The 12,832-nt window shown below is 66.6% G+C and carries 10 protein-coding genes; 6 read left to right on the forward strand and 4 right to left on the reverse strand.

Annotated elements, in window-relative coordinates:
- Window positions 1–4 precede the first annotated feature (4 nt).
- The 5 genes from AWC06_RS14160 to AWC06_RS14180 all read left to right on the forward strand — a co-directional run bounded on the left by AWC06_RS14160 (window position 5) and on the right by AWC06_RS14180 (window position 5,784).
- Complete coding sequence (locus AWC06_RS14160) at window positions 5–1,738, forward strand: glycerol-3-phosphate dehydrogenase/oxidase (protein ID WP_085198573.1); 1,734 nt, start codon at window positions 5–7, stop codon at window positions 1,736–1,738.
- Window positions 1,734–2,615 carry a pseudouridine synthase gene (locus AWC06_RS14165; RefSeq protein WP_227370982.1) on the forward strand — a complete coding sequence of 294 codons (882 nt, stop codon included), beginning with the start codon at window positions 1,734–1,736 and terminating at the stop codon, window positions 2,613–2,615. The genes AWC06_RS14160 and AWC06_RS14165 overlap by 5 nt, the downstream gene beginning before the upstream one ends.
- A 462-nt stretch (window positions 2,616–3,077) precedes the next feature.
- The gene (pstS, locus tag AWC06_RS14170; protein WP_085198577.1) at window positions 3,078–4,190 is read left to right on the forward strand and encodes a phosphate ABC transporter substrate-binding protein PstS; all 1,113 of its coding nucleotides are present in this window, start codon (window positions 3,078–3,080) and stop codon (window positions 4,188–4,190) included.
- 109 nt (window positions 4,191–4,299) lie between these two features.
- Window positions 4,300–5,439: a PPE family protein gene (locus tag AWC06_RS14175; RefSeq protein ID WP_085198669.1), complete on the forward strand. Its 1,140-nt coding sequence runs from the start codon at window positions 4,300–4,302 to the stop codon at window positions 5,437–5,439.
- Window positions 5,440–5,502: 63 nt separating this feature from the next.
- Window positions 5,503–5,784, forward strand: coding sequence for a three-helix bundle dimerization domain-containing protein (locus tag AWC06_RS14180; protein ID WP_244899092.1), 282 nt, complete (start codon window positions 5,503–5,505; stop codon window positions 5,782–5,784).
- A gap of 14 nt (window positions 5,785–5,798) precedes the next feature.
- Here the strand turns inward: AWC06_RS14180 and AWC06_RS14185 are convergent, their stop codons facing one another.
- Window positions 5,799–6,326: a hypothetical protein gene (locus tag AWC06_RS14185; protein WP_085198579.1), complete on the reverse strand. Its 528-nt coding sequence runs from the start codon at window positions 6,324–6,326 to the stop codon at window positions 5,799–5,801.
- Window positions 6,327–6,427: 101 nt separating this feature from the next.
- Here AWC06_RS14185 and AWC06_RS14190 point away from each other — a divergent pair, with 101 nt between their 5' ends.
- The gene (locus AWC06_RS14190) at window positions 6,428–6,817 is read left to right on the forward strand and encodes a hypothetical protein (protein ID WP_085198581.1); all 390 of its coding nucleotides are present in this window, start codon (window positions 6,428–6,430) and stop codon (window positions 6,815–6,817) included.
- Window positions 6,818–7,177: 360 nt separating this feature from the next.
- Here AWC06_RS14190 and AWC06_RS14195 read toward each other — a convergent pair whose 3' ends face one another.
- From AWC06_RS14195 to AWC06_RS14205, 3 genes are read right to left on the reverse strand one after another with little or no spacing between them, the layout of a single operon-like run.
- Entirely contained in the window at window positions 7,178–7,507 is a 330-nt protein-coding gene (locus AWC06_RS14195; protein WP_227370977.1) for a DUF732 domain-containing protein, read from the reverse strand.
- Between the two features lie 45 nt (window positions 7,508–7,552).
- The gene (gene nei2, locus AWC06_RS14200; RefSeq protein WP_085198670.1) at window positions 7,553–8,302 is read right to left on the reverse strand and encodes an endonuclease VIII Nei2; all 750 of its coding nucleotides are present in this window, start codon (window positions 8,300–8,302) and stop codon (window positions 7,553–7,555) included.
- Between the two features lie 4 nt (window positions 8,303–8,306).
- Window positions 8,307–12,830 (reverse strand): ATP-dependent helicase, encoded by a 4,524-nt coding sequence (locus AWC06_RS14205; protein ID WP_085198585.1) that lies wholly within the window; start codon window positions 12,828–12,830, stop codon window positions 8,307–8,309.
- Between the last annotated feature and the right edge of the window lie 2 nt (window positions 12,831–12,832).

The raw sequence follows: 12,832 nt of genomic DNA on the forward strand, positions 1-12,832 counted from the left end.
CGCCGTGAACGATCAGTTCTGGCCGGCCTCATCGCTGGGGCCACAGCAACGCGCCTCGGCCTGGGAGCGACTCGGCGCCGAGCAGTTCGACGTGGTGGTCATCGGTGGTGGCGTGGTGGGCTCCGGTTGCGCGCTGGATGCCGCCACCCGCGGGTTGAAGGTGGCGATGGTCGAGGCGCGCGACTTCGCCTCCGGCACCTCGAGCCGCTCGTCGAAGATGTTCCACGGCGGGCTGCGCTATCTCGAGCAGCTGGAATTCGGCCTCGTGCGCGAGGCGCTCTACGAGCGCGAACTGTCGCTGACCACGTTGGCGCCGCATCTGGTCAAGCCGTTGCCCTTTCTCTACCCGCTGACCAAGCGGTGGTGGGAACGGCCGTACGTCGCAGCCGGCATCTTCCTTTACGACCAGCTTGGTGGCGCGAAATCCGTTCCGGCACAACGGCATTTCACCCGCGCTGGTGCGCTGCGGCTCTGCCCCGGCCTGAAGCGCACTTCGCTGATCGGTGGCATCCGTTACTACGACACCGTTGTCGACGACGCCCGGCACACCATGACCGTCGCGCGGACCGCCGCCCATTACGGCGCGGTGGTGCGCTCGTCCACCCAGGTGATCTCGCTGCTGCGTGAAGGCGACCGGGTGACCGGCGTGCAAGTCCGCGATTCCGAGGACGGCACCGTCACCGACGTGCACGGCCATGTCGTGGTCAACGCGACCGGGGTGTGGACCGACGAGATCCAGGCATTGTCCAAGCAGCGCGGGCGGTTTCAAGTGCGCGCCTCCAAAGGCGTGCACGTGGTCGTGCCGCGTGACCGCATCGTCAGCGACGTCGCGATCATCCTGCGGACCGAGAAGTCGGTGATGTTCGTCATCCCGTGGGGCAGCCACTGGATCATCGGGACCACCGACACCGACTGGAACCTCGACCTGGCCCATCCCGCCGCCACCAAGGCCGACATCGACTACATCCTCGGCACCGTCAACACCGTGCTGACCACCCCGCTGACCCACGCCGATATCGACGGGGTGTACGCCGGGCTGCGTCCGCTGCTGGCCGGAGAGAGCGACGAAACCTCGAAGCTGTCGCGGGAACACGCGGTGGCGGTGCCCGCCCCGGGATTGGTCGCCATCGCCGGCGGCAAGTACACCACCTACCGGGTGATGGCGGCCGATGCGATAGACAGTGCGGCACAATACGTTCCAGCTCGAGTGGCGCCGTCCATTACCGAGAAGGTGCGGCTGCTGGGCGCCGACGGCTATTTCGCGTTGATCAACCAGACCGAACACGTCGGGGCGACGCGAGGCCTGCATCCCTACCGGGTGCGTCACCTGCTGGACCGCTACGGCTCGCTGATCAGCGAGGTGCTGGCGCTGGCCGACGACCGTCCGGACCTGCTGAACCCGATCACTGCGGCACCGGTCTACCTGAAGGTGGAAGCCGCGTACGCCGCGGCCGCCGAGGGCGCCCTGCATCTCGAGGACATCCTGGCTCGCCGGATGCGGATCTCGATCGAGTATCCGCACCGAGGCGTCGACTGCGCACGCGAGGTGGCCGAAGTCGTCGCGCCGGTGCTGGGCTGGACCGCCGCCGACATCGATCGGGAGGTCAAGACCTACACCGCGCGGGTGGAGGCCGAAGTGCTGTCGCAGACCCAGCCCGACGACGCGTCGGCGGACGCGCTTCGGGCCAGCGCCCCGGAGGCGCGCGCCGAGATCCTCGAGCCGGTGCCACTGAATTGAGCGAGCCGTGAGACCGGCGCCCTTGCCGGTGCGCGACGGACTGGGCCCGGCGCGGCTGCGGGTGCGCGGCGGACCGGTGCTGGCCGAGTTGAACGCCCGGTTCGGCATGCAGGCCCGGGAGGTCGTCGTGGCCGACGGCACGCCGGTTGACGAGACGACAGCGCTGCCGGCCGGTTCGTGTGTCTACCTCTACCGCGACCTGCCCGACGAGGTGCCGGTGCCGTTCGACATCCCGGTGCTCTATCGCGACGACGACATCGTGGTTGCCGACAAGCCGCACTTTTTGGCCACCATGCCGCGGGGCCGGCACGTCGCGCAGACCGCGCTGGTGCGCCTGCGCCGAGACCTCGGGCTGCCCGAGCTCTCGCCGGCGCATCGGCTGGACCGGTTGACCGCGGGGGTGCTGCTGTTCACCACCCGCCGCGAGCTGCGTGGGGCCTACCAGACCCTGTTCGCCCGTGGCGCGGTGCACAAAACGTATCTGGCGCGGGCCGCGGTCACACCGGATTTGGTATTGCCGCGCGTGGTGCGCAGCCGCATCGTCAAGCGCCGCGGCCGATTGCAGGCCGTCTGTGAGCCGGGCGAACCCAACGCCGAGACATTGGTAGAGCTGGCGTCGGCAGACGGACTGTACCGGCTGACACCACGGACCGGACGCACTCACCAGCTGCGGGTCCACATGGCTGCGCTGGGCCTGCCGATTCAGGGAGACCCGTTGTATCCCAACGTGATCGACGTGCCCGTCGATGACTTCAGCACGCCGTTGCAGCTGCTCGCGCACAGCATCGAGTTCGACGATCCGGTGAGCGGGGCCCGCCGGCAATTCGTGAGTCGCCGGCAGCTGTCGTCAGCAGCGCTCGACGCCCGGCTGGATTAGCGGCAGATCCTGGCGAGCCCTCGGCGTGCTTCGCCGTGACCCCGCGGCGCGGGTGACCGCGCGAAGAGCGTGACGTGCGTGATCGTTCAGGCGGCCAACGGTGGGCAGATCGGCGAGCCGCGTGCTGACAAAGTCCTGCAGAGCTTCCACGTTGTCCGTCCTTCGCTAGTCCGGGCCTTATTCATTGAACGATCGGGAGGCCGTCGTCGGCTCAATCCGCACCGAAAATGCGACCCAGATCACTAGCCCTGCCAACAACCGGGGGGTCGCTGCTATTCCACGGTACGTGTCCCACGGTGCCTAGCGCTGGCACGACACGGCACCTTGCCTGGAACACCGCGACCGTGAACGGGTCGGAAACTGTGGCTGAAATTGTGAATCCAGCGATGTCCAGCGATGTCTGGCCGCACTTAACATGCATCATGGCAACGTCGGCAGCGACCTAGCGTTAAGGGAATCGGATTGAAAATCAATCGATTTGGGGCTGCGCTGAGTATTCTGGCCACCGCTGCAGCGATGTTGTCGGCGTGTAGCGGTGACAACAATGTCACTGGAGGAAGCACAACGACCGGCGCAGCCTCGGCGAAGGTGACCTGTGGGGGCAAGCCGACTCTGAAGGCCAGTGGTTCCACCGCCCAGGAAAACGCAATGACTCGATTTGTAAAGGTTTTCGAACAAGCCTGCCCCGGGCAGTCCTTGAATTACACGGCCGCTGGTTCCGGCGCGGGGATTAGCCAATTTGTGGGGAAGCAATCCGATTTCGGTGGCTCCGACTCACCGCTGAGCAAGGACGAGTACACCAAGGCGGACCAGCGGTGCGGCTCGCCCGTGTGGAACCTGCCGCTGGTGTTCGGCCCCATCGGCCTCGCCTACCACGTTAACGGTCTGACCTCGTTGAACCTCGACGGTCCGGCGGCAGCCCAGATCTTCAACGGCCAAATTACTAGCTGGAACGATGCCGCGATCCAGGTCCTGAACTTAGGTGTCACCTTGCCTGCTGAGCCGATTCGTGTTGTGTTCCGCAGCGACGAGTCCGGAACCACAGACAATTTCCAGAGGTATCTCGATACCGCGTCGAACGGCGCGTGGGGCAATGGGGCCGGGAAGACGTTCAACGGCGGTGTTGGTGAGGGCGCCCTCGGCAACGACGGCGCAGCCGCGGCCGTCAAAAACACCGAAGGGTCGATCACCTATCTCGAATGGTCGTTTGCGCAAAAGCAACACCTGAGCATGGCCAAGGTCGTCACGTCGGCCGGTCCAGACCCGGTAGCGATCAGCCCGGAGTCGGTGGGAAAGACGATTTCCGCTGCCTGGTTTATGAGGCAGGGCAACGACCTCGCCCTCGACACCATCTCGTTTTACCGGCCAAATCAGCCCGGTTCCTACCCGATCGTGCTCGCGACCTACGAAATCGTGTGCTCGAGGTATCCCGATTCGCAGGTTGGTATGGCCGTAAAGGCGTTCCTGCAAAGCTCGATTGGTGCCGGCCAGAACGGTCTGGCCGAACACGGATACATCCCCATTCCGGACGAGTTCAAGTCGCGATTGACGACCGCGGTCAACGCCATCTCGTGAGCTGAGGTCGGCCCGATGGCAGCGTCGATGCTCAATGTTCCAGGGCTTTTTTCAACTTAGTCAACGCGGTGTTCCAAAGGTTTTCCCACGGTAGTCGATGTTCGGCGTCATGGAGTTCATTACCGTGGCCCCCGAGGTAACCTCTGCGCTGATCCACTCGGGACCCGGTGCGGAATCACTGATCGAGGCCTCCGAGGCATGGCAACAGCTCGGCACCACCCTGGAAGAATCTGCTGAAAACTATGTCGCCGAATTGTCGTCACTGACCGAGGCGTGGCATGGTCCGTCGTCGGTGGCGATGGCCCAGGCTGCTGAGCCCTATCTGTCTTGGCTGCGCAGCACTGCGCAGCAGTGTCAGCAGATGGCGTCTTCGGCACAAGCCGCCACCGCGGCGTTCAATTCCGTCCGTGCCGCCGTGGTTCCCACCGCACAAGTGACCGCCAATAGGGCACGACTGGCGCAGTTGTTGGCCACCAACCGGTTCTGGAGCAACCTTCCGGCTATCGCTGAAACCGAAGACCAATACCAGGACATGTGGGCGAACAACTCGGCGGCGATGAGTCGCTACCAGGCTGCCTCGGCACAAGCCACGACGCTGCCTCAGTTCGTGTCGCCGCCCTTAGTTACCAATCCCACAGGGCTGGCCGCGCAAGCCAGCGCGGTGTCCGCCGCCACCACGACCGCGGTGCCAGCTGCCGCGGGGTCCTCTTCGGCGGCTTCGACATTGGCGGCGATGTCGAGCTTCGATCCGAACAGCGGCTGGTTTGGACTGGCAAACACCTATGCCAACCAGTTCGTCTCGTCAGGATTTCCCATCAACCTTCTCAGCTATCTGGCGCAGAACTCTTCGGCCCAGGCACTCCAGACTGTGGGCAGCCAAATCGGCCAGGGCTTGGCGGAGGGGGAGGCGGCCCTGGCACCGCCCGGAGGGTTGGGTGCGTTAGGTGCTGCCGGACTCTCAGCAGAGCCCACGGCGGCAATAGGTGTTGGAGTATCGATGGGCAAGCTGACCGCACCCCCTGCTGTAGTGGGACTATTGCCCGCTTCGCAAGCGCCCGTGCAACTTGCGTCCGCGGCGTCGCCGCTCCCCGCGAGCGAATCCGGATTGCCCTTTTTGCCGCCGATAATGCCGCCGCCGATTTCGGCAGGCAGCGGGTGGCGCAAACGGAAGCAACAGAAGTACGACGACATTGCAATCGGCGCCGAGCTCAAGGGGACGGTGATGCCCCGACCGCCATCGGCGGGATGAGCACCAGCCAGCAATATCACATAACGCCAGCACGTACCCCGCGCCGTGATTATGGTGGCGGGCGTGCCTCAAGAAGAGCGGGCACAGATCGATGCGGTACAGCGTCGGCTCGCCCAAAAGTACGCGGAATTTCCGCACGATCACGTCGCAGCGGTAGTCCAGCGCGTGTATGCGCGGTTCAAACGGAGCACGGTGCGCGAGTTCGTTCCATCGCTGGTAGAGCGCCGCGCGGGGGAGGAGTTGGCTAGGTCAACGGGGGAGAACGCCCGCAGACGACACGCAGCGGGCGCGGCCACAGCTCAGATGGCCGCCTTGCGGACGAAGCGGCGCATTTCCGTCGACTAGGTCAGCCACCCGGATTACCCCAGCCAGCTAATCGAATCGCGCAACACCTCTAGGAAGTTGTCCGACCGCTCCCGCTCCTCCTGATCGCCGTCGAATGGTTGAGCCGGTAGCGAGACCGGCTCGTGGGCGTTGGAGAACGTCAGCTGCACGCGAGCACCGAACCAATCGGAGCCGAGCACCGCTTGGATGTCGACTTGGTAGGACGTGACATCGGCCAGCGGTCGGGCCCATGCCTGCTTGATCTGGCAGCCGGGCGCATTCTGCGCATTGCCGCCCACTTGGTACCGGTATTCCGCCTGACGGTCATACTGCTCAGCGTCGACCTCGAGGTGGACCACGATCAGCGCCCCGCCGGTCAGCAGGTGAGCAATCCACACCGTCCTGTCAGGGCCTGGCTGGTAGGAGCACAGCGACTCTTTGATGCCGTCCGGGTCCGCCAACAGCGCGGCCACGGTGAAGATGAGAACCTGCGGCGCCCGCGCCCCATGCCAGGTGACAAGGTGGCTGCTGAATTTCTGAAACTGATCCTCGGTGATCTGCACGCAACCAACGCTAAGAAGGCCGACCGATAGCGTTCGCGAGTTCACCGGGCGTTCGCACAACTGTCGTACGCTTCGGCTGCTTAGCCAGCGGAGAACAACGGATGAGTGAGTCCACCACAACACCGCCGCCGTCCGACGACCTTCCTGCCGCCTTCAACCTGGCTCTGCGGTTGCTCAAGGAGCGCCGCTATCTCGCGTTCGACGACTTGGCTGGCGTGCTCAAATCCCATGGCTACCCGACCTCCGGAGAGCTGCCATACATCTACAGGCAGAACACATGTTTAATCGCGTGGGTCGGCATGTCGAGTTTGTTCTGGATGGTCGCCGAGCGGTTGCGCCGTCATCCCAATGTCCGAATCGAGCGGGCCATACATCTCAGACCTTCCGAGTATCCGCCCAACTTGCGGCTGCCCATCGCCCGCGACGACACCGGTCCTTTCACGGAGCCGCACTGGTTGCCGTGCGAATTCGTCTGGCGGGGTGACGCATAACCGGCGGCGCTACCAACCCGATACCTGTCGCACTGATATTTCGCTCAGTCGTTACCGCAACGTTGCGGTGGTAACCGCGGGTGTAATTGGGTCCCCCTGAGTTTTTGTGACATCATTCATCTTGTGACGTTTGATGTTTGAGCTCGCGAGATCGCTTGTGCTGTTACGGATTCAAGTGCGGGAAATCGGCCATGCGGTTTTACACGCGAAGCCTAAAATCGTCTTGTCGAAAACTCGCCGTAGCCGAGGCCTGGTCAATCGCACCGCTCGTCGGATCCCAGACCAGTCCCAAACCAGCAACGTCATCGAATAGCCAGGCATCGGGACTCCCGCGGGCCACTCGAAGATAATTCGGCATGTCTAGGAGCTGTGCCTCGGGCAGAACGCAGCAATGCTGACCCCGACGAAGAAGCCGGCGTGGTAGTCGTCCAGATTGCTGTTTTTCGTCACATCGGATGCGACGTCGGACGGTTGCCTACCGAGATCGAGTTCGTCGCAGACCTCATGGCCGGCAATGATCGCGGATTGCCCGGACGCGAAGTTGATGCCTTTGGATTTCAGCGCTGCCAAGAAATTGTTGTCGACCGCGTCGGCGTCCGCGCTCGGGGCTGCTACTTCCACAAGGCCAAATAGCGCGACCGCCAGGACAAGGCCGGTCAGCGGTGATCGCACAGGGCTGGCCGACCGCACATTGCGATCATTGCATGCCGAGGTCCGCGCAATGCGGTCGTTAACTCAGCGTTGGCAGGCCGGGCACCAGTACGCCACCCGCTCACCGGTGTTGTCCGACGCGATCAGGGTGCCGCAGCGACGGCACGCTTGCCCGGCGCGTCCATAGACCCACAATTGCCGGCCGGGCCGGGTGTCGCCGGTGGTGCACCTGTTCCAGCGGGATTTGTTGGCCCACAACATATCCCGGGCGCGGCTGACGAGCCGCAGCGGATCACCGACCTTGCCGACCGGCGTAGTCGGGAGATACCCGCTGACAAAACACAATTCGTTGCAATAGACATTGCCAATCCCGGCCATCACCCGCTGATCCAGCAGCGCCTCGCCGATGGGGCGGTCGGGATCGGCGGAAAGGTTTCTGGTTGCGACGCCGGCATCCCAGTCGTCGCCCAGTAGGTCGGGTCCCAGGTGGGCGACCACGCTGAGGTCGTCGGCGCGGTCGAGGATTTCCAGCAGGCCGAGGTCGACGCCGACGACACGCACATCACCGGCTTCCAGGATGATCCGTGTCCGGTGATCGGCAGATCGGCTGCTCACCCGCCAGCTGCCGTCCATCTTCAGGTGCGAGTGGATGCTGGCGGCTCGGACTCGGATGAACAGGTGCTTGCCGCGGCTGAGCACGTCGTCGACGACTTGCCCGGTGAGGTCGACGGTGGCGAACCGGGGCACCCGGACATCGCAGCGGGTGAGCGTCTTTCCGGCCAGCGCCCGGCGCAGCGTGGCGGCGGTGTGAAAGACGGTATCGCCTTCGGGCATGGTGTTACCGCAGCCGCAGCCCACGCGGCGTGCGGGCGAAGCCGGCGTCGGTCAGGGCGGCGTGCACCGGCGAATCGTGCAGCTGCAGCGCCGGCACCCCGTTGACCCGCTCCACCAGCAGCGAATCGACGCGCCCTGCCGCAACCAGGTCGGCCAGTGCGACGGCCGCGGCGTGGTTGGCGTCCGAGTCGTCGGTGAAACTGAGCAGCGACCGGCCGCCGCGCTCGAGGAACCAAACCAGCGCGCCGTCCACCAGGACGACGAGCGCGCCGGCCTTACGGCCGGGCCGATGGCTGGAGTCCTCGCCGGCCGACGGCCACGGCAGTGCCGCGCCGTACGGGTTGGCCGGGTCGGCCGCGGCCAGCACCACCGCCCGGTATTCCGGTCGCTGCCGGTCCACATCGTCGAGGTAGCCGCGCAGCCGATCCACCGTTGATGCCACTGCGAACTGGGCACCGCCCAGCGACTCGACGAAGTAGCCGCGTTGGCAGCGCCCGGCGTCCTCGAATGCGGTCAGCACCTTGTACAGGGTGGCGAAGCCGCCCGGCACCCCTTCCGCCGCGACCGCGCCGCGGGTCAGCACACCGTGCCGGTTCAGCAGCAGTTCGGCCTGATAGTGGGCGCGCAGTGTGGAGTCAGGTTCGGGTGCGGGCAGCGCAGACCAGCGACCGGCCACAGTCGGGTCGCTGGTCCGGGTCTGGGCGTGCGCGACGCTGTAGCGGCTGAGCCTAGGGGGCCGTCGGGCCCCACGACCCAGTCGATGCGCCGGAGTGGCGCGGCCGCGTGCACCCGGGCCGCCGCTGATCATCGCGCGTACCGGCGCAAACGTGTCGCCGGTGACCCAGCCGGCCCAAATCAGCTCCCACAGCGCGGCTTTCAGCGCCGCCTCGGTGATCTGGCCGTGGGCGAGTTGGCGGAAGAAAAACGCTCCGCCGCCGGCCAGCGTGTCCAAGATCGCGCGGTGGGCCTCGGTGAACTCGATCTCTGCGGGGGCGGCCTGCGTCAACGGCGCGGAGTCGGCAGTGTGAAAGGCCACCCAGCCGTCAGCTCCGGATATCGAACCGGCTCCCGACCAGATGACCTCGCCGGAGGCCAACAGCTCGTCGAGCATGGCCGGCGAGTAGTCGCGCACCCGCGGCGCCAGCACCAACGGCTCGATCGCCGAGGCCGGCAGCAGCACGCCGGCGAGCTGATCGATGGCGGACGCCAACCCGTCGAGCCCCGCGTTGGTGGGAGAGCCGACTTGATGCCACGCCGGCAGGAACCGCGCATACGCGGCGGTGCTGACCGGCTCGACCTGCGCACGCAGCGCCGCCAGCGACCGGCGGCGCAGCATCCGCAGCACGTCGGCGTCGCACCACTGGTCGCCGGCCGCCTCCGCGCTGAAATCGCCGCGCACCAGCCGCCCGTCGGCGGCCAGCCGGCCCAGCACGTCGGCGGCTACCCGCAAGCCCAGCCCGAACCGGGCGGCCACATCGTCGGTGGTGAACGGCGCGTGGGTGCGGGCATACCGGCCGACCAGCTCACCCAGCGGATCGGTGACGGTCGCGGTGAAGCTGGCCGGCACACCGACCGGCACGGCCACCCCGACACCGTCGCGCAGGCGCCCGATGTCCTCGGCCGCCACCCACCAACTCCGTCCGGCGAAGGAGACCGTCAGCGCACGTTTGGCGGCGCGCAGACCTTCCAGCCAGCCGCCGACATCGGCTCCGCCGGCTCGAGCGGCGACCTCGTCTTCGGTCAGCGGACCCAGCAGTCGCAGCAGATCCGCGACTGCCTCGGCGTCACGGGCCGCCCGGTCGGGCGTCAGGTGCTGCAGCTGCCGGCCGGTGGCGGCAACGACGTCGGGGTCGAGCAGTTCGCGCAGCTCCACGCGGCCGAGCAGTTCGGCCAGCAGTGTGGCGTCCAGCGACAGCGCGGCGGCGCGGCGCTCGGCCAGCGGACTGTCGCCCTCGTACATGAACGCCCCGACGTAACCGAACAGCAGCGACGCCGCGAACGGCGACGGTGTCGCGGTCTCGGCTTCCAGCACACGCACTTTGCGCGCAGCGATGTCGCCCATCAGCCCGGCCAGCGTCGGCACGTCGTAGACGTCCTGCAGGCACTCCCGGATGGCTTCCAGCACGATGGGGAAATCCGGGTACTTACGGGCCACGTCAAGCAGTTGGGCGGCGCGCTGACGCTGGTGCCACAGCGGCGAGCGGCGGCCGGGGTGCCGCCGCGGCAGCAGCAGCGCACGGGCGGAGCATTCCCGGAACCGTGACGCGAACAGCGCGGAGCCGCCGACCTCGGCGGTGACGATCGGGTCGATCTCCTCAGCGTCGAACACGAACAGCTCCGCGCCGGGAGGCTTGTCCGCCGCGTCGACATCCGGCAGCCGCACCACGATGCCGTCGTCGGAGGCGGTCGGTTTCTCGTCGATGCCGTAGCGCTCCCGCAGCCGCCGGCTCACCGCCAGCGCCAGCGGACCGTGCACCCGCAGCCCGTAGGGGGAGTGCAGGATCACCCTCCAGTCGCCCAGCTCGTCGCGGAACCGTTCCACCAACAACGTGGTATCGGTGGGGACCACCGCCGTGGCGGCGCGCTGGTCGTCCAGCAGCCGCCACAGGTTGTCCGTTGCGTAATCGTTCAAACCCAGGCTCGCACAACGCTTTTCGAACGCATCGCGGTCCAGGCCGGCGAGTTCGCCGGTGAAAGCGCCAACCGCGCGGCCCAGCTCGGCAGGACGTCCGGCATCGTCGCCGCGCCAGAACGGCAACCGGGCCGGCTGCCCGGGCGCGGGGAGCACCAGCACCCGGTCATGGGTGATGTCGGTGATCCGCCAACTGGTCGCGCCCAGCGAAATGACGTCGCCGGGGCGGGACTCGTAGACCATCTCCTCGTCGAGTTCGCCTACCCGGGAAGGCTTTTCGGAATCCGTCGCCAGGTAGACCGTGAACAGGCCGCGGTCCGGGATGGCGCCGCCCGACGTGACCGCCAGCCGCTGCGCGCCCGGCCGCGCGGTCAAGGTGCCGGCGTCGCGGTCGTAGACCAGCCGCGGTCGCAGCTCGGCGAACTCGGTGGAGGGATACTTTCCCGACAGCAGATCCAGGGTTGCCTCGAATGCGCTGTGCGGCAGCGTCGCAAACGGGGCACTGCGCCGCACGGTGTCAAACCAGCGGTCGGCGTCCAGCGGCTCCAGCGCGGCCGCGGCCACAGTGTGCTGCGCGAGGATGTCGAGCGGGTTGGCGGGCACCCGCATCGTCTCGATCTGACCGCTGAGCATGCGTTGCACGGCAACCGCGCAGCCGATCAGGTCGGTGCGGTGCTTGGGAAAGAGCACCCCCTGGGAAATCTCGCCGACCTGGTGCCCGGCCCGGCCGATGCGTTGCAGACCGCTGGCCACCGACGGCGGCGCCTCCACCTGGATCACCAGATCGACCGCGCCCATGTCGATGCCAAGCTCGAGGCTTGAGGTCGCCACCACCGCCTTCAGCCGTCCGCTCTTCAGTTCTTCTTCGACCACGGCGCGCTGTTCCTTACTGACCGAACCGTGGTGGGCGCGAGCCAACAGTGTTGGGGCGCAATACGTTTGGCCGCTGGCCAGTAACTGTGCCGGGACGCCGCCGGCGACCTGTGGATTGGCCTCCGTCGCCAGTTCGACGCCGCAGCGTTCGGCGTGGATCTCATTGAGCCGGGCGGTAAGCCGTTCCGCCAACCGTCGTGAGTTGGCGAACACGATGGTCGAATTATGGGCTTCGATCAGGTCGACCAGCTGCGCCTCCACGTCGGGCCAAATGGTGTTGTTCGCCAGATTGGCCATATCCGGCACCGGCACCTGCACGGTCAGCTCGAAGGTCTTGGCCGCCGGAGGAGCGACGATCGTTGTCGGGGCGCTGCCGGACAAAAACCGGGCCACTTCCTCGGGCGGGCGCACGGTGGCCGACAACCCTATCCGCTGCGCCGGCCGCGGCAACAAATCGTCAAGCCGCTCCAGCGACAGCGCCAGATGAGCGCCGCGCTTGGTCCCGGCGATGGCATGCACCTCGTCGACTATCACCGTCTGCACACCGGTCAGGGTCTGGCGAGCCGCCGAGGTCAGCATCAAGAACAACGACTCCGGCGTGGTGATCAACACGTCGGGCGGACTGGTGATGAGCTGTCGACGCCGCGCCGGGGGAGTGTCGCCGGAGCGCACCCCGACGCTGATCTCCGGCGCGGGCAGGCCCTGGCGCTGAGTGATCCGGGCGATCCCGGCCAGCGGGGTGCGCAGGTTGCGCTCGACGTCGACCGCCAGCGCCTTCAGCGGCGATACGTAGAGCACCCTGGTGCCGGCCCCGTGGTTACCGAGCAGATTGTCGATGGCCCACAGAAACGCCGCCAGTGTCTTACCGGAGCCGGTGGGCGCGATGACCAGCGTGTTGTGGCCATCGGCGATGGCCGCCCAGGCGTCGGCCTGCGCTGGCGTCGGCGCAGCGAAAGTACCGGCGAACCAGTCGCGGGTGACGGTGCTGAAGCGGCCGAGGGGATCAGCGGGAGCGGTAGTCACCT

It is taken from the genome of Mycobacterium fragae (assembly GCF_002102185.1).
Classification (GTDB): domain Bacteria; phylum Actinomycetota; class Actinomycetes; order Mycobacteriales; family Mycobacteriaceae; genus Mycobacterium; species Mycobacterium fragae.